At 70.4% G+C, this 24695-nt stretch carries 21 protein-coding genes; 5 read left to right on the forward strand and 16 right to left on the reverse strand.

Annotated features, from left to right (window positions below; all coding sequences use genetic code 11):
• Positions 1-39: 39 nt before the first annotated feature.
• The 3 genes from MHW47_RS06160 to MHW47_RS06170 are packed head-to-tail and all read right to left on the reverse strand — an operon-like array spanning position 40 to position 4029.
• A complete protein-coding gene (locus MHW47_RS06160) occupies positions 40-1056 on the reverse strand; it encodes a replication-relaxation family protein (RefSeq protein WP_239221606.1) in 1017 nt (338 codons plus the stop codon).
• Positions 1053-3491, reverse strand: a complete 2439-nt coding sequence (locus MHW47_RS06165) for a type IV secretory system conjugative DNA transfer family protein (RefSeq protein WP_239221607.1) — start codon at positions 3489-3491, stop codon at positions 1053-1055. The genes MHW47_RS06160 and MHW47_RS06165 overlap by 4 nt, the downstream gene beginning before the upstream one ends.
• A 25-nt stretch (positions 3492-3516) precedes the next feature.
• Positions 3517-4029, reverse strand: coding sequence for a hypothetical protein (locus MHW47_RS06170; protein WP_239221608.1), 513 nt, complete (start codon positions 4027-4029; stop codon positions 3517-3519).
• Positions 4030-4935: 906 nt separating this feature from the next.
• Here MHW47_RS06170 and MHW47_RS06175 point away from each other — a divergent pair.
• Complete coding sequence (locus MHW47_RS06175; protein WP_239221609.1) at positions 4936-5268, forward strand: hypothetical protein; 333 nt, start codon at positions 4936-4938, stop codon at positions 5266-5268.
• A gap of 87 nt (positions 5269-5355) precedes the next feature.
• Here MHW47_RS06175 and MHW47_RS06180 read toward each other — a convergent pair whose 3' ends face one another.
• From MHW47_RS06180 to MHW47_RS06240, 12 genes are all read right to left on the reverse strand, one after another.
• Positions 5356-6414, reverse strand: a complete 1059-nt coding sequence (locus tag MHW47_RS06180; RefSeq protein ID WP_239221610.1) for an NlpC/P60 family protein — start codon at positions 6412-6414, stop codon at positions 5356-5358.
• 13 nt (positions 6415-6427) lie between these two features.
• Complete coding sequence (locus tag MHW47_RS06185) at positions 6428-7102, reverse strand: hypothetical protein (protein WP_239221611.1); 675 nt, start codon at positions 7100-7102, stop codon at positions 6428-6430.
• Between the two features lie 97 nt (positions 7103-7199).
• Positions 7200-9752 carry a hypothetical protein gene (locus tag MHW47_RS06190; RefSeq protein ID WP_308381483.1) on the reverse strand — a complete coding sequence of 851 codons (2553 nt, stop codon included), beginning with the start codon at positions 9750-9752 and terminating at the stop codon, positions 7200-7202.
• Positions 9749-12352 (reverse strand): ATP-binding protein, encoded by a 2604-nt coding sequence (locus MHW47_RS06200; protein ID WP_239221612.1) that lies wholly within the window; start codon positions 12350-12352, stop codon positions 9749-9751. Before MHW47_RS06200 ends, MHW47_RS06190 begins: the two co-directional genes overlap by 4 nt.
• A gap of 77 nt (positions 12353-12429) precedes the next feature.
• On the reverse strand, positions 12430-12702 hold the full coding sequence (locus tag MHW47_RS06205; protein ID WP_239221613.1) for a hypothetical protein: 273 nt from the start codon (positions 12700-12702) through the stop codon (positions 12430-12432).
• A gap of 31 nt (positions 12703-12733) precedes the next feature.
• Complete coding sequence (locus tag MHW47_RS06210; protein WP_239221614.1) at positions 12734-13306, reverse strand: conjugal transfer protein; 573 nt, start codon at positions 13304-13306, stop codon at positions 12734-12736.
• Entirely contained in the window at positions 13303-13632 is a 330-nt protein-coding gene (locus tag MHW47_RS06215; RefSeq protein WP_239221615.1) for a hypothetical protein, read from the reverse strand. Before MHW47_RS06215 ends, MHW47_RS06210 begins: the two co-directional genes overlap by 4 nt.
• A 26-nt stretch (positions 13633-13658) precedes the next feature.
• The gene (locus MHW47_RS06220; RefSeq protein ID WP_239221616.1) at positions 13659-14765 is read right to left on the reverse strand and encodes a conjugal transfer protein; all 1107 of its coding nucleotides are present in this window, start codon (positions 14763-14765) and stop codon (positions 13659-13661) included.
• Entirely contained in the window at positions 14762-15043 is a 282-nt protein-coding gene (locus MHW47_RS06225; protein WP_239221617.1) for a hypothetical protein, read from the reverse strand. The genes MHW47_RS06220 and MHW47_RS06225 overlap by 4 nt, the downstream gene beginning before the upstream one ends.
• A gap of 108 nt (positions 15044-15151) precedes the next feature.
• Positions 15152-16177, reverse strand: a complete 1026-nt coding sequence (locus tag MHW47_RS06230) for a hypothetical protein (protein WP_239221618.1) — start codon at positions 16175-16177, stop codon at positions 15152-15154.
• Positions 16178-17164: 987 nt separating this feature from the next.
• The gene (locus MHW47_RS06235) at positions 17165-18835 is read right to left on the reverse strand and encodes a hypothetical protein (RefSeq protein WP_239221628.1); all 1671 of its coding nucleotides are present in this window, start codon (positions 18833-18835) and stop codon (positions 17165-17167) included.
• Positions 18836-20098: 1263 nt separating this feature from the next.
• The gene (locus tag MHW47_RS06240; RefSeq protein ID WP_239221619.1) at positions 20099-20884 is read right to left on the reverse strand and encodes a GntR family transcriptional regulator; all 786 of its coding nucleotides are present in this window, start codon (positions 20882-20884) and stop codon (positions 20099-20101) included.
• Positions 20885-20992: 108 nt separating this feature from the next.
• On the opposite strand from MHW47_RS06240, the gene MHW47_RS06245 reads away from it, so the two are divergent.
• From MHW47_RS06245 to MHW47_RS06260, 4 genes are all read left to right on the forward strand, one after another.
• Positions 20993-21277 (forward strand): hypothetical protein, encoded by a 285-nt coding sequence (locus tag MHW47_RS06245; protein WP_239221620.1) that lies wholly within the window; start codon positions 20993-20995, stop codon positions 21275-21277.
• A gap of 165 nt (positions 21278-21442) precedes the next feature.
• A complete protein-coding gene (locus MHW47_RS06250; RefSeq protein WP_239221621.1) occupies positions 21443-22096 on the forward strand; it encodes a WhiB family transcriptional regulator in 654 nt (217 codons plus the stop codon).
• An 86-nt stretch (positions 22097-22182) separates the two neighbouring features.
• Positions 22183-22536 (forward strand): hypothetical protein, encoded by a 354-nt coding sequence (locus tag MHW47_RS06255; RefSeq protein WP_239221622.1) that lies wholly within the window; start codon positions 22183-22185, stop codon positions 22534-22536.
• Positions 22533-24035: a DUF2637 domain-containing protein gene (locus MHW47_RS06260; protein WP_239221623.1), complete on the forward strand. Its 1503-nt coding sequence runs from the start codon at positions 22533-22535 to the stop codon at positions 24033-24035. The genes MHW47_RS06255 and MHW47_RS06260 overlap by 4 nt, the downstream gene beginning before the upstream one ends.
• A gap of 403 nt (positions 24036-24438) precedes the next feature.
• On the opposite strand, the gene MHW47_RS06265 is transcribed toward MHW47_RS06260, so the two are convergent.
• A partial coding sequence (locus tag MHW47_RS06265) for a hypothetical protein (RefSeq protein WP_239221624.1) occupies positions 24439-24695 on the reverse strand: 257 nt, incomplete at its 5' end.

Below are 24695 nucleotides of genomic sequence, written 5' to 3' on the forward strand. Positions count from 1 at the left end.
CGTGCAGTGAATGGCCCGGACGGGCCGGAGGCGGCCGTCCTACTGGGCGGTCTTGAGGTACAGGTCGGTCAGCGGGGGCCGCTTCTCCGGCGCGCCCCGGAGCAGGGGAGTGAAGATCGGCTCGAATGGTCCGCGCTCCTGCAATAGCTGCAGGGTGGTCACGCCGATCGAGAGCCGGCCAGCCAGGCGCCCCAGGCGCGGGTCCGCCCGGGTGAGGGTGTAGAGGTCCTCGGTCCTTGCGGCGAGCCGGGCCGCGAGAGTGGGCGAGGACCTGCCGTCCAGGACCACCAAGAGCCGGGGAAAGGTCGGGTAGGTGTACTGCCATGCGGGCCGGCTCGTCGCCGCCGACCGGCGGGTCCGATCGGGGTGCTGGGGCACGTATTCGTGCAGACGGCCGTACGCCGCGACCTTGGCCGCCAGGCGGGCGGAGGTCATCGTGGCGCGGTCCATCTCCAGGAACAGCGTCATCATCGCCCGCCGGCCCCGGCGCACGTGCACGTAGTTCATGACGGCGTCGGTGATGACATGATCGTCTTCGAAACGCCGTGCGCCGTCCCGGATGCGATGCGCGACTTCCGGTATCCAGTCCAGCGGGCCGCACTCATGACCCAGCCGGGCGGCGTGCCGGGTGAAGGCCAGTCCCATCTCGTTGACCGCCAGGGTATGCCCCTGCCGGGCACCGGCGACGGCTTCCGGCGTGATCCGGTAGGGCCGCGGCTGGAGCTCCCCGCCGTCCTCCACGGACTGTGCACCCTCCTCGGTCAGGAACCACAGGTACGGCGGCTTGACCGGCCGGCGCTTCCTGCCGTCGGGAGCTGCGGTCGGCGTAGGACGGTGGCTGGCCCAGATCCGCTGGACGAGGCCGGCCGCCAGGAGCTCGCGCAGCTGGCGCCGCAGGTACGAGGCGTCGCCGGCCGTGGGCAGGAGGAGCCGCTGAAGCTGGTCGGTGGACATGAGGCGGTGCTGATAGAGCACGTGGAGCAGTCGGGTTCCCAGAGCGTGGAAGCTGGCCCGCTGCACGGGTGCGTTCTCGGGGGTCTCGATCGTCAGCGTCATACGAGCACCGTCTCCGGCTGACCGCCGTTGTCGTCCTCCGGCGGCTCTTCCTCCGTGTCGGGAGGTTCCTCCTCGTGGGTTCCGCTGATGACGGTGCCCGGGTCGTTGCTGATCCGGACCCTCCCGTTCTCCGGCGCGCGCCCCTTCTGAGCGGCCCCGCCACCGTCCTGGCTGTTGTCGGCCGGCTCGTCCTTGCCCTCGTCATCGTCCGGTGGCACTGGAATCTCGGAGAGCGCGCGCAGGATGCGTTTGTCGAGCCGGCGGAGGTCGTCGAGGATGTCGCGTACTGGGCGGCGGTGCAGGTTCTGGTCGACGGACGCCGACAGCCTCGGCAGTTCGTCGGGCCGGTGGTAGTCCTCGTACAGCTCCTCGACGCTGGCACCGCGCACCCGGAAGGGGGCAGTGCGCCCGTCGGCCAAGGTCGCCGACATCACGTAGTGGTAGGGCCGCAGGGCGGTAATGGTGTCCGGGTCAACCTTCTTGCCCCAGCGCCGGGTCACCAGCTGCGCCTCGTCGACGTCACTGGCCGTCGTCGAGAGCACCGAGAGGTTCTGCAGCAGGCCCTGGCGCGTCGTCGGCGTCAGCCGCTGCGCCATCTGCGTCATCGCGAGCAACTTGACCCGGAACTTACGCAGTTGCTCGGCGATCGCGGCCAGCGTGCCCTTCGAGGCGCCATCGACCGCAGTGAGTTCGTCGATCCAGCAGTAGAAGTCCTTGCGGTCCGCGACGGGGATGTCCCGGCGCGACAGGCCGGCCCGGAAAAGGTCGTAGATCAGCAAGCAGGACACGATCCGGTCGGTGTCGCCGGTCCCGGACGGGCAGATGAAGACCACCTTGCCCTCGTCCATCGCCGTGCGGATGTCGTACGTGGACAGCGACGAACCGAGGAACGCCTTCACCGCGTTGCTGCTGTCGAGGCGCTCGATGATGTTGGTGACGACCGGTGTCGCCTCACCCGGGTACTTCTTATAGGTCTTCTCCCAGAAGTCCCGCAGGTTCTTCGAGAGGTACGGCACCACCGCGTCGCGCCAGACCTCGTCCGTCAGGATCGTGCGGATCTGGAAGATCGTCGGCGCGAGGTCCGGTCGGCCCGCCTTCGACAGCAGCAGCGACAGCTCCACCAGCGACTCGACCGACCTGGTGAGAATCGTCTTCGCGCGGCCCGCCGAGTCGCTCCAGTTCAGTGCGCTGGAGAAACCCGTGACGATGTACTGCACGATGTCCGGGATGTCATCTTCCTTGCGGTTCTGCATCGACAAGGGGTTCCAGGACGCGACCCGCGCACTGAGGTCCGGCGAGGTGAGGTCGATCTCCCAGATCCGCGGCGCGAGTTCGCGGTGAGCCAGGTAGGGGCGGGCCCGCTGCCAGCCGTCGCCGTGCGGGTCCAGGAACAGCACGCCGTGGCCGTTGTGGGCCAGGGCGATGGCCTGCACCAAGCTCATCTCGGTCTTTCCGTAACCGGCTTTGCCAAGAAACAGCGCGAAGAGGAGGTAGCGCAGCGGGACGCCGACGAGCCGCTCACCGCCGCCGGGCTTGGCCACCCACCCCAGGGGCAGCAGGTCGGGCTGGCCGGTCCACGACGGCAGACCCGGGTGAGGCGGCGGGACCACACCGCCGGAGCGCATCACGTTGGCGGCCGCGTTGTGCCGGGTCGGAGGCTTCAGCAGCCCGGCGATCTCCTCCCCGGTGACCCACCCGCGCTTGCGCGGGGCGAACAGGCCGCTCTCGAAGCGACGGTCGAAGTGCTGGCGGTAGAACACCGAGTCGGCACGCAGCCGGGTCAGGCCGAGATTCAGCCCGACCGGCCGCAGGTGGTTGTCGCCCGCCCAACCCTCCAGCGCGGCGAGGACCTGGTCCAGCAGCAGACGCGGGCGGTGGGGGTCGGTGGAGGAGGCGCGCAGGAGCAGCTGGAGATCGAAGACCGGGTCGACACCGGGATGGAACTTCCCCATCGCCGCCTTCATGTCGGTGCCGTTGAGCATCCGCTGCGCCCGCGGGCGGTGGCTCGCGGAAGGCCGCTGGGCCTGGACGCCTCGCATCTCCGAGACGATCTCCGTACCGATCGAGGACAGCCGATCCAGGCTGAAGCCCGAGCCGGCACCGCCCTGGCGCGGCATTCCCGGAACGGCCGGCATGTCGTGCGGACCCCGACGGGCGGCGGCCAGGAGCCGGCTGCGCTTGCGCGCAACCTTGGCCGGGGCGACGGGCACGAGGTCGAGGATCAGGTCGACCCTCTCCTGCAGGGATTCTCGGACGTCGGCGACCGCGGCGGCCAGCGCCTCGAGCGGGTCCGGCTTGAGCGGGACATCCCGCAGTGCCAGATGATCGGGGAGCGCCAGGGCCAGCTCGGCGCGCGCTGTGTGGAGGCGGCGGTCCTGGCTGGACGGATTGTCCTTCGCCAGGTTCACGGCCGACTCGGACAACGGCTTGGTCATGATCGTGTCCTTCTGTGTGAGGGGCTCAGGCCGCAGCCGCGGAGCCAGCGCTGTCGTTGTGGGCGCCGAGGCGGATCTCCGGGCGCTCGGGCGCGCTCTCCTTGCCGGTGACCGCGCGCAGCTCGCACTGGGCGTAGCCCTGGTGCCGCAGGACCGTCGTTGCGCGGGTGGGCCCCTCGATGCGCAGGGTCAGCGGGCCGCCGACGCTCATCAGCCGTACGCGCATCGCGGTGCCGCGCGCCGGCAGCGCCCACCGGGACGAGTTGCGCTGGGCCCGGGCGATCTGCTTTGCGAAACGCAGCACGTCCTCCAGCGCGGGGTCGAACCCGTTGGTGGGAAGGACCTCGAACGCCTGGCGGTCGCGCAGGGTTGACCGGCTCATCAGCCGCTGGATCGAGCTGAGCGAGATCACGAGGATGAAGGCCAGGCTGCTGGCCCACCACAGGTTGGCCAGCGCCCACTCATGGGCGTGCTCGGCGAGCTCGGGCAGGCTGTCGGCGCCGGAGAGGAGCTCGTCGATCACGTCACTCGTCGTCATCGGTGTTCGCCTTCGTGAGAATGCGGGTGGTGGGCGGGAAGTTGTGCATCGGAGCTCCGGGTGAATGCGGGTGGCGTTTGGCGGATGCACATAGAGGTGTTGATGAGCCTGGGGGTGTGACGGTCTGCGCCGAGAATTTCCGGTCCTCCGCTGGCGCGATATCGCGGTCGCTGTTCTGTCGCGGCGAAGGTTGAGCGCTCTCACCGAAGGTTGAGTGGTCGAACCGCGCGCCGCCCTACCGCAAGGAGGTTGTGGGGGCCACTATGAGAGCCAGCTGGAGCAGGACCGCTCGGAGGGGGCAGAGTGCGAAACCCGAACGCAATCCGACATGAATGTGGCGCCTGCGGCGCAAGGACGAAGGTCAACACCCGAACAGGTCGCCTCTACTCTCACCAGGTACCAGGTGAGCTCGCTGCCTGCTCCGCCTCAGGAGACTTCGTGGCCTCCCCCCAAGGCGGTGAAGCCCTTCTGCTGCCACCACTGACAGCTGGGGAGAAGCCCCCTGCTTCTGCCTCCCCGCGGCATGTCATTGAAGAATCGTCGAGCAGCGTTCGCACAGTGCCCGGTGGGTTGCCCGGACTCGGTAAGCGGCGCTGATCTTGTCGCTCAACCTTCGGTGAGAATGCTCAACCTTCGTTGCGACAGGTCAGTCGCGGTGGTCGGCCCGCAGGAGGAGGCTGCGGCTCTCGCCGAGGACTGGGTGAGGCGCGGTGGCGACGGACCCTGCTGGCGATGAATCGGCGGTGCAGCGGTCAGCGCCCGATGAACTCCGCTATCGTTGCTGGTCGGCTACCCCAGCCGTGGCGGCCCCTCGCGGGGCCGAGGATCGCAACGTACGCAGGCCGGCTGCACTTTGTGCACCGGCGTCCAGTGCTGCCTCGTATCCGTCGCGGAAGGAAAGCCCTTATGAGCCTCGACATGCTTCACCTGGAGAACCCGCCCACCGAACAGGATTGGACGGAGCTGAGCAGCTATACCCCGGCCGACGACGGATTCGAGTGGCGGGACATGCTGACCGAGCAGGATGTAGACGCCTCCTACCGCTACACCGACGATGTCCGCCGGATGTTCCACACCGTGCCCAGTGCCTCGGCCCGTCTTCAGGAACTCGGCGAACTCCTCCTGATCAGCACTGTCCGGGAAGCGATGCGTCTGGCCGTGTGCGTTCTGCGCCTGGAAGAGAACGGTGAACTCCGCCGTACTGGCAACGGCTGCGCCTTCACCACCACTCAGGCGTAGCCGCCCTGCTCCGGGGCGCGCGCCGGGCACTTCGCGTTCAGCTTCCGCTGCGACAGATCACGGTTGGCCGCGATGCGCTGCTTCGGTTCATCCGATGTGGCGCATCGCCACGATCGTGTTGATCGCCCCGGCCGAGCCGGTCCACTGCGACAACGGGGTCAGGCGCACGGGCTTGCCAGTCCGCGGTGCGTCGATGACCTGGTTGTTGCCGATGTACATGCCGACGTGGCCGGGGGCGGATGCGCTGCCGTCGGATCCCGGGGTGAACAGCAGGTCGCCGGGCGCGAGCTGGGACACGTCCTTGACGGGGGTGCCGGACCTGACCTGGTCGGTGGTGACGCGGGGGAGGTTCACGCCGGCGGAGGCCCAGGCGTACTGCATGAGGCTGGAGCAGTCGCACCCGTTGTTGCTGGCGTGGTCGAAGGGGGGCTTGCAGTCGCCGCCGAACTGGTACATCTTCCCGAGCACGGACCTCGCGGTGGCGATGGCCTGGACGGCGCCGCCGGAACCAGCCGGAAGAGGGATGCTGCCGGAGTCGTCGAGGGAGGCCCACTCCTTCGCCAGGGCACGGATCTTCTTGACGTAGTTCCGGGTCTCGGTGAACGGGGGCATGCCGCCGGCCTTCTGAACGGCGTACGGGCCGGCGTTGTAGGCGGCCAGCATGTTGTCGGTGCTGTCGCCGGCGACCTTCTTCACCTGGCCGGCGAGGTAGCAGTCGTAGGCGATGGCCGCAGGGATGGCGTCCTGGGGATTCCAGACGTCCTCGACGCTGTCTCCGTTGCCGTCGACTCCGTGAGCGGCCCAGGTGCCGGGGGTGAACTGAGCGATCCCGTCAGCGATGGGATTACCCTTCTTGTCCTTGGACTGGGCGTCTCTGTCGAAGCCGCTCTCACTGAAGATCTGCGCTGCGATCAGCGACGGAGTCACCTCGGCGCAGCCGTACTTGCCGATGCTGTCGAGGATCAGCGTGCGCACCTCGGCGGGGACGGGAGCGTTGTCCGCGATGCCGCCGCCGAAGCCGGCGTTCTCCAGATCTCCGCTGGTGTTGTCGCTGCCTACCTTCATCGCGACCGCGACGACCGCGGCAATGACCACGATGATCAGCAGGGAGCCCAGACCGGTCAGGATCGCCAGAACCTTCTTCACCGGTGCCCCCGGCTCACACGTACGGCAGCGCGGTGACGAGCCAGGTGCCGGCCTGGTCGCGCTGGAGCTTGAGGGCCACCTGCTCGTCCGTGCTGCTGGGACGCCCCGTCGCCGGAGTGGTGGTCAGCCGGTAGCGGACGCGGATCCAGGCCGTATCAGCCGTCGGCTCCGGAGCGCCGTCGGGCACCGAGATCTGGGAGATCTCAGCAGCGACCACGGCCTTGGTCCGGGTCCACTGCTGCCACTGACGGGCGCTGCCGGCGGAGTTGGTCGTCAGCTGCTCGGCGAGGTCTCTGCTGGAGTAGGCGGCGGCGCGGTGCGCGGCGTCGTCGTAGGAGCTGTCCTTGCCGGGACGGGCGTCGTGACCGGACCAGGCCAGTACAAAGTGCCGCGCGGCCGCGGTGATGTCGTTGGGCACTGCGGCCGGGCTCGGTGCTCCCTCGCCTTTGGCCGGCGCCGGCGAGGCGCTGGCGTCCGCAGGTGAGGTGGGGCTCGACCGGGCCGGAGTGCTGGCCGCGGGAGTGGATTCGCGCCGGGGCGCGGTCGTCGAGGTTCCCGTGGTTCGCGGTGCGGACGACGGGTCGTGGGCGAGCAGGAGGAGGCCGAGGCAGGCGAGCAGCGCCGATCCGACGAGCAGTGCCACGGTGCCCGCGGTGCCGGGGCGTCGCTGGCGGTCGGTGTGAGGCATGGGGGTACCCCCGTCGTTGGTTCGTGGTGGTCGCGCGGACGTGGCGCGGAGGAGGGAGAGGCCGGTGGGGCCGCGTGGCGCAGCCCCACCGGGGGCGTCAGGACTTCGGGCGGGGTGGCCCGGCCGGCCGGGTTGCCCGGCGGATGCGCCGGGGAGATCCTGCGCTGGTGCCCGGTGCCGCAGGCGCCGCGCCGCTGTCCGAGCCGGCTGGCTTGGCCGTCGGCGTGGTGGGCGCGTGCGGCAGCGCCGGGACCGAAGCCGGGCCTGCAGGGTTGGCCGTCGGCGTGGCCTTCGGAGCCGAGGAGCCAGGGCGGGGTGCCGTTCCCGGGACACGCGGTGCGGTGGCCGCGGCCCGGGTGCCCGGTGGAGTGGGCGGCTTGGGCTGTGCGGTCGGCTGCGCCATCCCGAGCTGAACGTTGGCTCCGTGGCGCCCCACGAACTTGCCCGCGGTGGCGACGTTGCGCACGTACTCGTCCTTGAAGGCCTTCGCCTCGCCGACCTTCTTGTCGACCCGGGCCGTCGCGCGGCTCCTGACTGCGGTGAGCTGACCCTTGACCTCGCTGGCGCGGGCCTTGGCAAACGTGGCGCCCCGCTTGGTCACGGCGACGCCCCGCGGGATGCCGACGGGGGCACCGACGGTCGCCAGGGCGGTGAACTTCGTGGCCTTCCAGCCATACTTGCCAGCCGCGGCCGCCACCTTGCCGGTGGCCATCGTCGCCCTGCCGCCTCGGCTCTGGGACATCTTGTTCGCCGCGGCCGTCGCCAGACGCTTCTTCAGGGTCTGCTTGGCGACGTTCTGCGCCGCGATCTTCGCCGCCGTCGCGGTGCCGCCGGTGCCCACCGCCGCGGCGACGTTGGTCGCCAGCTTCGCGGCCGAGCGGACGCGCCCGCCCTTCTTGCCGCCCTGCGGCGGACCGGTCCACAGCTGCCGGGCGGTGCGGCCGGCCTTCCCGAGCGGCTGCGTGACCTTCCGGGCTTCGCCGCGGGCTTCACCCCAGACCTGCTTCAGACCGGGCGCGGTCTCGGCGTACCGCCCCGGGCGGCTGAAGACGCTCTGCCGGGAGCCGCCGACTCGGGCGTTGGCCAGGCGCCGGTTCAGGTTGACGGAGATCTGCCGGGCGGTTTCCTTGATCTTTTTGTGGCCGGCCAGGCCCGCGATCGCGGTGATGTCGATTGCAATGAACTTCACAGCAAGGACGCTGCCGGTGTCGGCGCGGACCAGCGCGATGATGATCAGGATGAAGATCGACAGGAAGAGGATCGACAGCACCACGGCCAGTACGGCCTTGGTGATCGCCGCGACCCACCGCCACAGGACGCTGCGGCCGCCGCCGGGCAGGATGCCGGCACACAGGGCCCAGTGGCCGCGGATGGCCTCGAAAGCGATCCACCCCTGCGCAGTGAGGAAGCCTCCGGTGACCAGAACCACCAGGACGGAGACGATGATCGCGGCGATGGCGACGAACAGGGCGGAAAACGTCAGGTCGGCGGATGCCTTCTTTGCCTGGATCTTGGTTTTTTGGCCCTCGCATGTCTTGGTGAACAGGTCACCTGCGTTGAGGAGCTGATCGTTGTATGAGGCGCCGCCGGGATTCGCCCGGGAGCCCTCCCAGAAGTTGATCCCGTTCTGCTTGTAGTTGTATTCGACCAGTTTGGCCTTGGCGAACGCCTTGGCGCACTGTCCATCGAAAACCTGCCCATAGAGCATGAGTTGCGTCGGTTTGACGATGAAGGCATCGACCAGGGCATCTTTGATCGGTTTGCTCACATTGGAGGTCCGCGCCTGAATGTGATTCGGGTCGTCGGACAGCACCAGGCTGGAGACTTGCAAGGACAGATCCTTCGCCTTACCCAGCAGACCTTCCTTGGACAGCAACATCGTCGACCCGCCGGGGCCGGGCTGGTCCTGGGTTCCGAGCAGCACCTGGGCCGGTGAGAGCAGTACCGTGGTGGCGATCGCGGCGACGACCAGGGAGACTCCGGCCTCTGCGAAGCCGCGGGACTTCTGCTTGAACATGATGTGCCAGCCCGCGTACACGCCCGCGAACAGCAGGAACAGGCCGGGCAGGCCCATCCTGTTGATCATCTGGTCGCGGATGGTCGTGGCGATGTCGTCGACCGGACCGACAAAGATCTTGGCCAGCCCGAAGTCCAGCGCCCACTTGATCAACCAGCACGCGAACCCGATGAACCACTTGGCGACACCGAAGAACAGCTGCGCCAGGATGTCCCAGATCTTCAAGTCGATGTCGGTCCAGCCGCCGGTGTCGGCGTTGATGGTGTAGGCGCTGATCGGGACGCCGTACTGGTCCTTCACGTTGAACGGCTGGAGCAGTCCGTTCGAGCCGTCGGCGGGCGACGTGCTCAGGTCCTTGACGGGCTTCCCGTCCGGCGGCGCCGGAGTCAGCCCCGGCCGCGGCTCGGTGATCGGATTCGGTTTGGTCGGCTTCGGCTTCGGCGTCGGGGTCGGCTTGCTGGTCGGCGTGGAGCCCGGAGCGGACGGAGCGGGGCCAGGTGCCGGCGTGGGGGCCGGGTCCGCCCACGCCAGGGCGCCGAACAGGGCGAGGATGAGCGCGATCGGAATCGCCAGGAGCCAGATCCGGCGTCGCCCGGCCGCCGGGTGACGCCGGGCGGTCCGTCGGGCGTTCACGCGAAGCTCTTCTCAAGCACCGGGATCGCGTCCAGGTCCTCGACGTCGGTGTCCTTGCCGCCCGGAGTGGTGTGGATCGCCTCCGCCGTGTGCTCGTCCGCGGGGATCAGCACCTTCATGCCGCCGATGCGCTTGCGCAGGTCGCGGTAGAGGCACTCGCCGGCCCTCAGCAGACGTTCGGTGTCGGAGACGTTGATCGGGCTCAGATTCTCCGTGATCACCTTGATCATCTGCAGGTCGGCCGGGTCCAGGTCGAGGAACTCCAGACACCGGCTGGCCAGCGCCTTACCGCGGTGGCGGAAGACGAAAATGTGGGAGAGCAAGGAGCGGATCTTGTCGCCGATCTCGTTCTTCGGTCCGATGTCGTACGGGTCGTGGCTCCCGGCGAACGCGCCGGCGAAGTGCTTGCGCCCGTCCGCGATGAGCTCGAGCAGCAGGTTGGAGCCCTCCGCGCTCGAGGTCAGCCACCAGCACTCGTCCAGGAACACCCCGCAGAACTCGGCGGGGTTGGAGAACGCCACCTCCCTGCACAGCGCGGTGATGAGGTACATCAGGCGCCATCCGAAGAGCTTTTCGATCTCCAGGCTGCCCAGGCGGTGCTCGGCGAGCTCCTCCTTGGTGGGCAGGCCGATCCGGTCGACCGCGAACACGATCGAGTCGGCGTTGGTGATCTGAACGACCGGAAGCGTCGGATCGAAGATCACCTTGGCCAGGTCCTTCTTGGCCAGGGCCCGCAGGGTACGCAGCAACTCGCTGGCTGCGGCGCGCACCGCGGCGTCGTTGGGCTCCTCCGGGTCCGGGGTCTTGGCCCGCCGGGTCAGCGTGTCCATCAGGGCGCTCATGCTCGGGTTCGGCGCGAGCCGGGTCGCCTCGATGGCCTCGGCCAGCGTGACGCCCTCGACGCTCATGGAGCCGATGCCCAGCAGCGGCGTCAAGAAGGACTCGCAGTACCGGGCGGCCCGCGGGCCGCGGAAGACCCGCAGGGGGTCGAGGCTAATGTCGGCGTTCTCGTCGACGCGGATGATCTGGGTGCTTCCCGGGCACGCAGCGGCGAACCGGCTCCATTCCTGCTGCGGGGTGCGGTCGATGACCAACGCCCGGCCACGGCTGCCGGCGGTGCCCTCGCGGTGACCGGTGGCCAGGATCGAGTGCATGGCGGTCTTCATGGCCACGCTCTTGCCGGACCCGAGCTCGCCGACGAACGCTGCAGAGGCGCTCGCGTTGACCTTCGGGCCGTGGCTGAAGTCCACCAGGACCGGCCGCACGCCGCCCCCGTTGAGCTGGAGCCCGTACAGGCTGCCGGTGTCGTCGCCGAGCGCCGCGCCGCAGAAGGGGAGCGCCATGGCGAAGTCCTTGGCGAGGAGGAACTGGTTGTAGTCCGCGACCGGCTTGGGCGTGGGGACGCCGGGGAGCATTGCGTGGAAGAGGGCGGCCTGGTCGCCGACCGGCCGCACCAGGGTGTAGTCGTTGCCGCCGAAGTGCGCGGCCAGGCTGCTCGCCTTCTCGTTGGCCTCGTCCGCGTCCGCACCCCATACGCACGTCATGACGGTCGCCCGTATCTCGACTTCGGTCGCGGAGGCGGTCAGCCGGTCGCGGTACTCGTCCAGCGAGAAGCTGGCCTTGTCCAGGGACGCCGGGACGCCGGCGGTCTCCCCCTCGTACTCAGAGCGCTGATGGGCCAGTTCCCGCTGCTGGCGGCGCGAGCGCGGCTCGGCCTTGGAGCCGGTTTCGACGTTCAACCTCACGGCCCAGTCGACCGGGAAGCCGAAGTCGTCGAGCGCGCTCAAGTACTCGCTGCCCGGGAAGATGAAGCTCTCCGGCATCTCCGAGAGCACCAGAAATGCCTGGTAGCTGTCGCCGTGCTCGCTCGTCGACTTGAGGTACCGGCGCCGGAAAGGGTTGGCCGGCGCCTTCGAAGTGCTGTCGGCGCGCGCGCCCTCGTCGAGGATGACCTGCGTGTGCGCGGTGACGGTGTGCCCGCGGCCGCGCAGGGAGCGGGGCGCTCCCTCCTCGGGCAGGAGGGGCTCGCTGATGCCGCGGCGGGCGCTGTGCCCGTAGATCCACAGGATCTCGGCCTCGGTGGCCGGCCTCAGCTTGATGCCGGTCGGCCAGGACGCGGCCATCCGCCGGGCGTCGGCGAATCGTTTCTCTTCCTCGGCGATGCTCACCGGCGGTACCGACAGGCCGAGGGTGGACAGCAGCTCCCCCTGGGCGGAGGCGAAGACGGCCTTGGCCGACTCCTTGAAGTCGGAGCTCGGCAGCGGCATCGCAATGAAGTCCACCCGGCCCGTCAGCTCCCAGTTCTCGAGCTGGTCGAGGACCTTCAGGGACAGGTCGATGTACTCCGGGCTCTTGTCCAGGTCCACGCCCGAGGTCATCCGCGTGACGACGGAGGCGGCATCGACCTGGGGGCACAGCGACAGCAGCAGGACTTCGCCCCGCAGCGACTTGAAGAGGGCTTCGAGCGCGTCCAGGCGCTCCCGCTTGGTGGCGCGGCTGGCGTGGGTGTAGTTCTCCGAGTCCACCTTCCACACGCCCCACACGGCGGCGTGCTTGGTCCAAAGGAGGTGGCCGCTGATGTGCCGGACGGGGAGGCGCATGATCATTTCTGCTTTCTGTGCTGGACGTGCGAGGGATGCCGCGCCACCCGGCTGCGAGCGGCGTTGTCGTGCCTGGGTCAGGGGGCCGGTGCCGGTCGGGGCTCGGAGTAGGGCGCGGTGATCCGGTCCAGCGCGGTGCGGATGCGCGCCGCGCTGGACCGGATCCAGGAGGAGAAGCCCTCCTCGGTCACGTGGCCGTGCCGGGCCTCGGCGACCGGCCCGTCGTGGCGCTCGGCAGCCGTTTCGAGGTGGGCCATAGCGGCGACCAGGTCGGTGATCAGCGGTGTCTCGATGCGAGCGACCGTGCGGACGTGGTCACAGGCGGCGGGGGAGGGGGAGATGGCGTTCATGGTGAAGTCCTTCTGGAAGCGGAGCGGGGGATCAGTGCTCGTCGAGGGAGGCGAGCAGGGCTTGCAGGCCCGACCTGGCCGGCGGACGGCGCGGAGCCGCGGGCGTCGGGACGGGAACGGTGCGCGCCGGCCGGGTGGGGGCCGGCGCCACGGCGACCGGCATGGCAGCAGCCGCTCGGACGGCCTTCGGCTTGTCCCGGGCGGGCGTTCGCACGTGGACGGTGCAGGTGGCAAGGGCCAGTCGCGGCCGGCTCCGGTGCTGGGGCGAGCCCGCCAACCGTCCGCCGGCCGGCGTCGAGGCATAGACCAGGAGGCTGCGCAGCGCGCGGGCCGGGTCGCGTCCGTCCAGGCGGGCGTAGCGCAGCACCCAGGCTGTGCCCCAGGGAAGGACGATCATCACGAGGATGTTCATGACGCCGAAGTGGGCCCACAGCTGCCGGGTGATGACCAGGAGCAGGAAGGCGGCGACCATCGTCACGATCTGGGTGATCGTGTACGGGCCTCCCGGCAGCCGGCCAGCGCCCGGGAGCTTCCCGATCACCAGCGGGTGCCGGCGCGCCCGCGTGTACGAGTGGCCGATCAGCTGTTCCTCGTCGGCACTCATGTCGACTGCCCGGCGTCAACGGTCGCCGCCACCTCTCGGGGCGCGACCTGGACAGCCTTCGGCTGGGGCGCGCTGTTGACCTCCGAGCCGACCTTCGTCTGCAGGGACGGCATGTTGGCTATGCCCCACAGCACCAGCGCGCCCAGGAGGAAGGCGACCACGGTGGCGACCCAGCTCTTGGTACGCCAGTAGGCGCCGAAGATTGCAATGACGACGCCGACGCCGGCCACGAGCTTGACGAGGGTGCCGATCTGGTTCGTCTTGGTCGTGGCCCAGGTGATGATGTCGCCCGCCAGCAGGACGCTGTTCGGATCGGTGGTGTGCATGAGTGTTCTCTCTCGTTTCTCGTCGGTCAGGAGGGGGACGGCGACGGCGAGGCATCCGTGCTCGAGTCGTCGGGGTCAGGGGAAGGGGTGACCAGCGCCGGGCTGCTGTCGCGCTGGAGCACCGGGGCGGTGTCGAGGGAGGCAACCTCCCAACGGCCGCCGCGCGAGTGCAGCGACAGCGTGTAGCTGAGGGGGTAGCTCGAACCGGAGTCGTCCTTGGCAGTGACCGTGGCCAGGGCGTGGCGGACTGCGCCGTCGCCGGGCACCGTCGTGTTGCTGGCACTGCCCGAGTCATCGGCGACGTCGGTGATCTCGACGTCGGTGTAAGGAGCCGGGGCGACGGGCTGCAGGGGCACGCCGGGCGACATGTAGCGGTCCAGGCCTCCCTTGCCGGCCAGGTAGGCGTTGAGGAAGCCCGAGATGGTCTGCGTCGCGGGGTCGGCCGGGTTGTTGCCGCGGTCCGTTCCGTAGCCGAGGCTGCTGGGCTTCAGCGAGGCGGGCGCGGCGACCTGGGCCGGAAGCGCGGTCGCCGCGTAGCCGGTGGCGGAGTCGTCGGACTTCTTGGTCCCGCCAGCGGACACAGGGCCCAACGCCTGGACCGGGACCTGGTAGTACTGCAGGCCGGCGTCGACCCAGGCGCCCTTGGCTGTCTTCTGCGCCACACGGGCCGCGACGGTCACCGACCAGTAGCCCGGCTGCACCTCACGGCTGGCCACCGCGACCGTGCTCGTGGCGCTGCGCTTGCCCGGCGCGTTCGTCAGGGTGACCGAGCCGGAGAAGAACGGGTTGAGCGAGGACTCGGTCCCTTGCCCGGCCTCCAGGTAGGCCGTCACGTACAGCTGAGCCCACCCGCCAGGCCCGGTGTCTGAGGCCGACTGAGCGGCCGGTGCCGTCACCGGCGCACCCTGAGCGGGGCTGGAGGAGGCGAGCAGCGAGGCGGTCCCGAGCAGCGGGCCGGAGGCGATCAGGGCCCAGGCGCCGATCCGGGCCAGCCGGGCGGCGCCCGACAGCCCGGCGGTGGTGGTCTGCCAGCCGGTCTCCGCCTCGGAGTCGACTGCTTCCGCTTCCGGCTGTGCCACGGGGAGGTCGTCCCATGTCTCGTCCTCGGCCGCCGGACGTCGGCGGAACCTCACGACGCCCTCCGCTCTGCCTGGGCGGTGATGACGGCGCGGATCCGCTCGCGCAGTTCCTCGGGGGAACGCCGGAGCATCGATTCCCAAGACCGCAGGGCTGCCTCGGAGTCGGCCTCCATGAAGTGGCGCAGTGCCTGGTGTACGCCACGGTCGAGCGGGTCGAGGACGAGGGCGGTGCCCAGCTGGGTCAGCTGGCGCCGGGCCCGGGCGACGCGGGTCTCGTCTTCGTCGAGCAGGGGTTCGGTGGATCCGGGCGGGCCGGTGAGAGAAGTGGACACGGTGGGACTCCCGGTCTCGGTGATGGGCTGGGGGAAGAGGTCGTGAACGCGGATCGCCACTAGAGGTGCGGTTCGGTCCTGCGGTGTGACGGCCGGCGGCGGGGAACTTCAGACGGTGGCGAGGTAGCCGTTCAGGTCGGCGTCGCGCAGGGGGCGGACGGCGCGGCTGGCGCGCTGCCGGAGCCGGGCGCCCTCCGCGCCCATCGCACGGGTGGTGCGGAACGCCTGGTCGTGGTCGAGCGCGGTGCTGAGGTAGTACTCCGTGATCCGCTGCGCGTCAGAGACCTTGAGCGCCTCGATGTCCACCGCCCACATGACGAGGGCGAGCAGTTCGGTACGTGCTTCGCCGTCGGTCAGCTCCGGCTCCTTGCTGCTCACGAGCTCGAGCTCCGCGGCGTGGGCCAGGAGGTCCGCGAGCTCGACCTGGAGGAGGGGGTCGCCTCCGTCGGCGCCGAGCAGCGGCACCTGCGGATCGCCGGCGAGGGGTGCGAGGGAGTTGGTGATCTTCCGGAGTTCGCGACGGTTGTCGAAGTCGTCGGCCAGGATGCTCTGCGCCAGCGACAGCGTGTCCATAGCGAGGTTCGCGAAGATGGAGCGGGGGCGGCGCTCCAGCGGGTAGGTCCGGACGTTCTCGAACAGCGCGCTCAGGACGGTGCCGAAGACGACCTCCCAGTCGACGCCGGGACGGAGCTGGGTCTTGGCCGTCAAGATCGCCTTGGGCAGCAGGACCCGAACGGCGACCTTCCAGGCGAGCTCGCTGTCGAAGCCCTCGCCCGCTGCTCGCCGCACCAGCACGGTCATGGTCTGGTCGTGTCCGGCCCAGTCGCCGCGCCGGTACAGCGAGACCAGCAGCTGCACGATGTCCTGAGGGGTGTGGACGTCGACGAGCTCGGCGTGCTCCCGCGACCAGCGGGTGACCCCCTCGGCGGCGCGCGGATCGCTGCACAGGACCTCCCAGTCCCGGTTCATGCGCTGCAGAGCGCCGTACCCGGAACCCGAGGGGGCGGTGGCCGCGGCGGTGCGGACCTTGGAGGCCACGTCCGTCTCCGTCCAGTTCCGGTTCATGCGCAGTACGGCGCCGTACCGGGACTGGGAGGGAGCGGTGGCAGAGGCGGTGCGGTTCTTGATGGCCACGTCCGTGTCCGTCCTTTCGCGACATCTGGCTGATGTCGCTCACGCTCTTCGCGCACCCCTTGTCCGCGGTCTGATCGCCTCCGGGGCGTGACGCGGTCCAGGGGAATCGCTGGTGCGGTGCGGTCGGACAAGGGGTGCGCGGACAGGGGGTGCGGTGCGGTCGGACAAGCGGTGCGGTGCGGTCGGACAAGGGGGCGCACCGCACCCACCGCACCGCGCTGGTGCGGTGCGCCGAGTGGTCGGCGCGCTCGCCGCACCACCTTCGGCCTGATCGAGGTGCGCTGGTGCGGCGCGTTCCTCCTCGGCCGCACGCCTCCCGGAAGGGCGCGCGCACCAGACCGATGCCGACTGCGCTGCGTGATTTGGGGAGAGAGATCTCCCCCGCCGGAGGCGTCCTCGCGGACCGTGCAGAAGAAGTCCGAGAACGAGGCGGTGGGACCGCAACGCCGACATCCAGGCCGGATCGGGCGGAGCTGGTCCAGGAGAAACGCGCCCCTGGTCGACCTGGACAAGGGGGGCGGGCGGTGCCGGACAAGGGGGTGCGCAGCTCGGTCAGTGGCCGGACAAGGGGGGTGTCCGGCTGACCCGGAACCGGACGAGGGGGCGAGCCAGAAGCCGGACAAGGGGGTCTGTGATACGGGCACTGCCGCCGGACAAGGGGTACGGACGATCACGCTCCGCAGCCGGAACATCCAGGACCCACGGTCCGATCGCCTTGCGCACCTCGTAGCCGAGGGGCCCCCGACACCACCGCACCAGGTGCTCCCCGATGGAGGTGCGGTCGTGCGTGCCTCCGGCGTCGGCGCACCCGACCGTACGACCGCACCCGTTCCCGAGTCGCCTTGGTGCGCACCGCACCACCGCACCTGACGCACCACCGCACATCAGGTGCGGTCCTCCGATCCGGGGTGCGCACCGGCGCACCAGCCATTCCTCGGTGCGTACCCGCCACCTTGGCCGGCTTCTGCTCTCGACGACGAGCTGGCATCAGGCCGCTTCCGAGGCGACTTCCAGAATCCGGTGCCGGGCGCAAACGCTCCGGGTGGGCAAGGCTTCGCGACCGCAGGGGGCCTCGTCCGTTCCGATGCACATCTCCGGCTCACTCGTCCGGGGCCTGGCCGGGCTCGGGGCCGACGACGCCGGCGTCGGCCCGGATCCCTCCGACCGGCACACGGGGCACAACCTGTCGGCCAAGGCGCGGCCGACCAGGAAGAGCCGGGCGCCGCATCCGGTGCAGGTTCCGCGGGGCGGCCCCGGCGGAACGCCGGGGCCTGCCGGTTTCGCTGCCGGCCGCCGGACCGCTTCGTCCGCGGCGCGCTCGACGCAGGCTCCGGACGGGCCGGAGCGGGTTCCGTGGCCAGGGCACAGACCGTCCTCCAGCCGCTGGGCTCGCTGCCGGGCGAGGAACCGATCGGCCACGACCTGCGCGCACACGTCGCACCGGCGTCCGGTCGACCACATCACCCCGGTTTCGCAGTCCTGATGCCCGCACCCCCACCGCGGTAGCGCGACACCGAGCAGCCACCGGCCGGGATCGCGGATCTCCGAGGTCATGGTCTGAGCGAGCCGCGTCGTGAGCCGGTGGCGGATACGCTCCGCGGCCATGCCGCCGCGCAGCTGGCGGCCGACTACCCGTGCGATCTTCCGGGCGACGAACGCGTCGCCCACGCGCTCCAGCAGCCAGTGCACGGGCTCCAGCACCGCGTAGATCTCCGCGCTCATTGTCAGCTGCGGTCCGGTGTACGTCCCCGTCGGGGTGGGTGCCTGTTCACCACGCTGATTCGGGATGGAGGGCCTGTTGTTTGCACCCGCGCGAAGCGCGAGAGGAGCCGCTGGCTGGTTTCGCACGGGAACGTCCGACGGGTTTTCCACAGGCCAGGCTCCCTTAACTACCTGAGCCTCGCCTACGGCGGGTGAGTCAAGCGCACTCGCGTCATCCGGTCGGTCAGTTGTAGGTGATTCCTCATTCGCGAGGGATCCCTCATCATCCAGCGGACCCGATCCCTCACCAACCGGGGAAGTGCCGGACCCGTCCGTCCTGTAGTCCTCAGCGCGCCGCCCGCCGTCATCGCCCTCGCACCCGACGGGATGAGAGTCGTCCGGGACGATGTCGTGCGCGACGAACTGGTGCCGTCCGTGCGCTGCTGCCCGCCGCCGCACGGTCAGCCATCGCGCGGACTCGAGTTCGTCCACGACCACGCCCGCCGCCGTGGTCGTCAGCGGCTGTCCGGCCTTCGCGCCGGAGTGGTGGAACAGGGAGCCGGCCAGCTCGGCTTCGGTCAGTGCCAGCCCCACCGCCTGGGCGTAGGCGATGACCGCGTACGCGCGGAGCTGCCGAGGCGAGAGGTCCTCCGCAGCCGCGACCGGCACCCACACGAATGCCTCCGTGCGCGACAACGGCCTGGTCCGGCGCAACGCCGACGTGCCGCGCCCGCCGCGCAGCGTGCGTCGCCGCGAGGTCAGCTCCACGACCTGGTCCGGCGCGGGACGGGCCAGCTGCGCCAGCCCCCTTTCCACCGAGGCCTTCGAGACACCCAGGTACGAGGCGATCGTCGCCGCTCTGGCCTGGCACCCCTCCTCACGCAGACCCAGCGCCTTCACCTTGACGTACACCGCCAGGGCGATGTCCGCGTAGAACGCCGAGGCCACCAACCGCATCGGAACCCTGACCCGCTGGCGGCGCACGGGCGCACCAGAGCTTGGGCACGCTGGCGCACCGGGGCGCGGCAGTGGGGCGGCGCTGCCCGGCGGAGCGGTATCCGCGTTGTCCCCGGGAGCGGCACGCTCGCGCGGGGAAGCGGTTGGGCTGGCGGTCAAAGCGGTAGTGGGCACACTTCTCCTGGCGCAGCGGCCCGAGGCTCGCTGCGCTGGGTGTCGCAGCCCCGCCGGCGGTGGGCGGGACTGTTGTGTTGTCGATGCGGGTGCGGTCCTCAGCCGGTCAGAAGCGGGTGTCGGGCATAGAGGTGAACCGACCCGGTTCGGTGTGACGGGAGAGAGCAGAGGAATTCGACCCCCCTTGTCCACAGCCGGACCGGTGTGGCCCGTGCGAGCTCCAGACCCAGGGCGGCACCCAGGCTGACCTGCAGGACAAGGGGGGCGGCAAAGAGAACCGGAACCCCTTGTCCGGCGGAGCGGAGTGCGAGGTCAGCGGGCAGCGGTCACGGGCCGCTGGTACCGGTGGAGCCGGGCAGGTCCAGGGAAAGGACAAGGGGTCCGCGCGCGGACAGATCAGCCGGACAAGGGGTCCGCGGGCTCGGCGGAGCCGCGCCGGAACCCAGGGGACGGGGCGCGAGGGCTCGGCGGCGCGGGCGCTGGGGGCCGGGATTGGCTGGTGCGCGCCGCCTGAGCTGACAAAGAGCATGGTGGTACTGCAAGATGTACTCCGTCCTCCCCGGGCCTGGCCCGAGGTACGACAAAGCCCCGCTTGGGGCGGCTGCTGGTGAGGCAGTGATCATCAGACCGCGAGGTCTGAACCTCGCTCAGGGGAGCGGCTAACTCCCGCTGGGCGGTGAAGGCCGGATCGAGGAGCGGCAACTCCGAGACCGGCGGAGAAGGGCGAGGAGCGGCCTGTCAAAAGGCGCCCGCCCGGTCGGCTACGACATCCCGCCCCCCTTGACCGGGGCGGTGCGCCCAACGCGCGAGCCGCACAGCAGAACAGCCCGCCACGACGGCGTCGGGGACGCCGCTCGATCAGCGGGCTGACTGAGTACTTGCGCGTGGGTGCGGGTACGCTTCACCACGAGACACCGCCTAATCGGTTCTCGGTTCGATAAGCCCCCGTGACTTGCTCAAGGTCGCGGGGGCATCGTGCATTTCGGGGGTCGATGCTAGATCGACTGGAAGTCACCCTATCCCCATACCTCTCGTACGGGGACAGCCGATTCATGGCGATTGCACATGGCGTGCGCACGTCGAAAATGGTCATGAGATGGATGCATCGGGGACAGATCCACGTGATTGCGACAGAAAGACGCGGCCAGTGCTGACGGTCAGCAGTTCGCAGAAGACGGGCGCCCCGTCGTGGAAGCCCGTGCGTTGGATGTCGTGCACGGGGGAGGGGCCGGACTTCAGCAGGCGCGCCTCGTCGCCGGCGGCCGCGCGTGTGGACCATCGGCTTCGCAGGTCCGTCTCGTCCAGGTCATGCTCCGACAGCAGCCGGACCTCGTCGACGTGGGCCGGCGCCGACAGCCGACGGACGGTCTCGGCGACCGACTGCGGCACGTAGAACTCCCGAAGGGCCCACGGCGCACCCGCACGGTGGTGCACCGTGCTGCGCACCAGAACCTCCATCTCCTCCGGGCCCCGGAGAAGATCGGCGACGACCTGCGGGGCCCGCAACGTCTCCACGCGCAACTGCTCGCCGCAGTCGAGCCGCTCCTGGCCGACGGGCAGGAGCAGGCCCTCCTGTGTCCAGGTCACCTCGAAGGCCGAGGCCGGCGCCCCGATGACCTGATAGCCGCGCTTGGGCAGCGACTGGACCAGACCCTCCTCAACGAGGGGGGCGATGCCGGCCGCGACCGTGTTCCGGACAACGCCGAACCGGGTGGCGAGCTTGCGGCTGGAGGGCAGGAAGCTACCCGGCTCGAACGTGCCGGCCGCGATGTCGCGGCGCAGTTCGGCGGTGACTCTGTCCTGCTGGAGCGGGTTCGGCATGAGGCACATCTTGCCGTACCAGCGGAGCCGGGTTCGGGCCCTGAACTGCTTCATCGCGGTTCCCTCTTGACGCGAGCGATCTTCCTGCACCATCATCGCACATCTGGCTCATCTGGACTGAGCCAGATAAGCCAGATGTTCCCCGAGTGATGGAAACCCACCATGAGCACCCGAATCCGGACCGCCGCCGCAGCTCTTGCCGCCGCTGTCGCCCTGGGCGCCGCCGGCTGCGGCACCAGCGGCACCAAGGCCCAGCAGCCCTATATGGACGCACCCAAGGGCACGATCAACAAGCAGCCCATGGACATCGTCCTGATGAGCGACGGCTTCGCGAACATCGGCTCCAAATGCGACGGGCCGAACCGCGTGTACGTGATCTTCCACAAGGACGACAAGTACGGCTCCGTCGCGGTCGCCCCCAACGACCCCCGCTGCACTGCCCGCTGACCCCCGACCGCGCCCTTGCGCGGCATCGCGCGGGCCACAGCGGAGACCGATGTCACCGAACGGCCCGCCCCATCCGCGCACGGTCCTCCACCCCAGCGGCCTCCGGGGCTGGACCCCCGGAGGCCGTGTCGAGCGCGCCGCCCCCTTTGCAGGAGACGACATCCCATGAACAGCATGATGACAGGCCAGCCGGCCACCGCCGAGACGCCCGGGACCGGCAGCTCCGGCGAAACGGAGATCGCCCGCTACCTCGCCCAGGCCGACCCCGTCGACGTCCTCGTGGCCAGCGGCTACCTCGCGGGCCACGACGGCAACTTGATCGCCCGGCGGCTGCGCCGGCCCCAGCTGCGCCAGGCCCTGGAGCACTCCGTCTGCCACGCTGTGGCCCCCGACCCCGACTGCTTCTACCAGGGCGACGAAGAACCCGACTCCAACTGGCGCCGCCGCAGGGCGGCCACCATCCGCGACCACTGCGCGATCTGCCCCGTACGCGCCGCGTGTGCCGAGCTCGCCCTGAGGGACGACGACCCCCACGGCGTCCGCGGCGGCCTGACCCAGCACAAGCTCGCGCTACGGCTGAAGACCGAGCACGAACGGCTGGCCACCGCCCGCGCCGACGACACACGCGCCGCCCGCGACCAGAACGAACTGATCCAGGCCGCGACCGACGTCCAGCGCATCGCCCAGCAGTACATGGGATCCTCCGTCCCGGCCGGCAAACGAGCCGAGAACAAGGCCGCAATCCTCTCGGCCGTCGAACGCCGCGACACCCTTCGCCTCGCCCACCGCGCCCAGGCCGGCTGGGAGGAGGCGGCATGAACCAGATCCCGCTTCTCTACGCCGTGCTGCACACCCTCCGCACCGTCGGCACGACGCCGACGCACCTGCCGCAGCGGTGGTGAGCAATGATCCGTATTCTGCGCACCGACGCCCTGCACCGCCTGCTGCGCGCGGCGGCAACCGCCCGCCACGACGCCCGAACCGCCCGCCGGGACCTGGCCGAACTCCGCACTCGCCACCGAGCCCTGATCAGCCACCTCGCCCGACGCGATCCCCGCCTCGTTGGCGTCGTTCCCGTTCCCGCCGCCAACGGGGCGGGGATCGCCGACCCACTGACCCTCGTGCTCCTCGCGCTGTGGCACCAGGCCGTCCTGGAACGCGAGGCGTTCCGCAGCTGGGTGACCGAGGAGCCGCCCCTCGTCGTCGAGGAACGGCAGGCACGCGCCGCCGACGCCGTAGAGCAGAAGGACAGGCCGTGACCACCGTGACCCTCGACCCGTTCCAGGGGACGACGCCCACCGTCACCGAGCTGCTCACCTCGTGGCAGTTCGTCGCCGGCGCGGTCGTCCTCACCCTCGGCCCCGCACTCGCCCTGCGGCGCCGACGGGCGATCCACGCCGCCCTCGACGAACAGCAGCGCTCCGCCGCGCTCGAGCTGCGCGGCCGCCGCGTCGAGGACTGCCTTACCTTGGTGATCGCGGCCGCGGCCGCAGCTCTGTCCGCAACCGGCCTTCGCCGTGTGGGACGACATCAGATGGGCTTGGCCGATCCGTTCGATCTCCTGCCCTTCATCGCCCTGGACATCGCAGCGATGGTCTGCGGCCGCCGCGCACGCCGCCGCGCACGCACCGGCCAGGGACCTGGCCTGTCCGGAATCCTCTTCTGGGTGTTGGCCGGTACCAGCTCCTTGTTCTCCGCGGCGGAAGCGGCCTCCCCGCTCGGCGCCGCCGTGCGCGCAGTGTGGCCCGTCTTGGCCGCGGTCCTGTGGGAACTCGGTTCCTTGGAAGAACGCCGTGCTGCCCGCAGCAACCGGACCCGCCCCGACCGTCGCCTGGCACTGATCCGTCTCTTCCACCCCGTCGAGGCTGTTCGTGTCGCGCTCCTGCTCGCAGCCCGGCAGGAACTCACCCAGGAAGAAGCCACCGCCGAGGTGCGCATCTCCCGCGCTGCCTACCGCTGGTACCGGCTCCGCCGCGCCCAGGAGGCAGTCCGCAAATCCGGCAGAACAACCCGCTGGGCATTCCGACTCCTGGAAGCACGGGCCGACGGGCGTGCCCAGAACGCCAGTGAGCGGGCGCGGTGCGCCGATCCCGCCGTGCTGGAACAGGTCGTCGGCCGACTACAGCTGCGGGTTCGACAGACAGAATGGGCCGGTATGAATCTGCGCTCCGCAGCGGCCTTCGAAGCCCTGCGCGGCACGCTGATCGGGTTCTCCGCGGCCGTTCCGACCCGTGCCGGTTCCGCTCATACCGCCCCGTCCACCAGCGCGGGAGCCAGCGGGAACCCGCAGGTGGAAGCCAGTACGGGCAGTGCGGACAGCACGAGAGATGTCCTCACGGACGCCGAGGTCGAGGAGCGCATCGTGCGTCTCGTCCCTCGCCGCCGCGACGGCAAGCTCGCCTGGGGGATCAACAAGTGCGCCCGCGTCGTCGGCATCGGCACACCGCGGGCCCGGAAGTTCCACACATCGCAGAGCGAATGGCTCCCCGCAGCCGTAGCCCGGCACAGCAGCACAGCACCTCCTGCGCCGACCGGGCCGACGGGTCCGCCTTCTCTGGAGAAGCACGTCGACCAGGCCCTCGCCCTGGCCAATGCCGACACAGGACCGCCGGCCGAACCCGACCCCCGGGACCAGCCGCTCGGCTCCGTCCCACCGGCCGGCCCCGATGACGAACCCAAACGCACCGGCCCGGCCGGCGACTACCAACCGCTCCCCGGCAGCCGGCTCCTCGTTCCCGTCGGCGCCGGCCGCCGCTGACCCCCCTGCTCGCCAGACGCCGGCCCCACGCCGCCTCCCAACACGCGCACCCCCTCAAGGAACCACCATGTCCCGACCGGCCGTGTCCGTGTCATTCGACGACCACGTCGCCCAAGCCCTTGCCCTTGTCGCCGATCAGCGCCCCGCGCGTCCTCCGCTGCCAGCGGACCGACCGCAGAGCCCCGCCCTCGCCCGCGTCATCCCGCTGCCGACCCGCGCCTCCGGAGCCGACAGGAGCCGCCGATGAAGATCTCGACCAGGTTGTGCCGAGCCGAGCAGGCCCCTGCGGCCCAGGCCCCGGCAGCCCGTCCGAGCGAGCAGGCGCAGGTGTGGCGCGCACTTCAGGGCCCGGGGAGGCCGAGGCCGCCGAGCTCGTCCGCTGGTGGGACCTGCGCGCCGTCGACTACTTCTTCCGCTCCGGGACGCCGGCGGGCTGTGGCTGGCCGCCCCGGTCCTCGGCCACGTCGCCGCCGACCGGGACGCCGCCCCGGGCGTGGCTGACGGCGCCGGACATCGAGGGCTCCGCGGTCAGCCGTGGGAGAAGGCCTGCGTGGCCGGCCGCCTGGCCCTTGGCGCACTGATGGGCCTCGCGCTGGCCCGTCCCGGGATTCGTCGGCGCCAACCCGGTGCGCGCCGTCGTGGCCCGACACGGCGGTGGCG

Origin of the sequence: Streptomyces sp. OfavH-34-F (genome assembly GCF_022347745.1) — a bacterium.
Classification (GTDB): Bacteria; Actinomycetota; Actinomycetes; order Streptomycetales; family Streptomycetaceae; genus Streptomyces.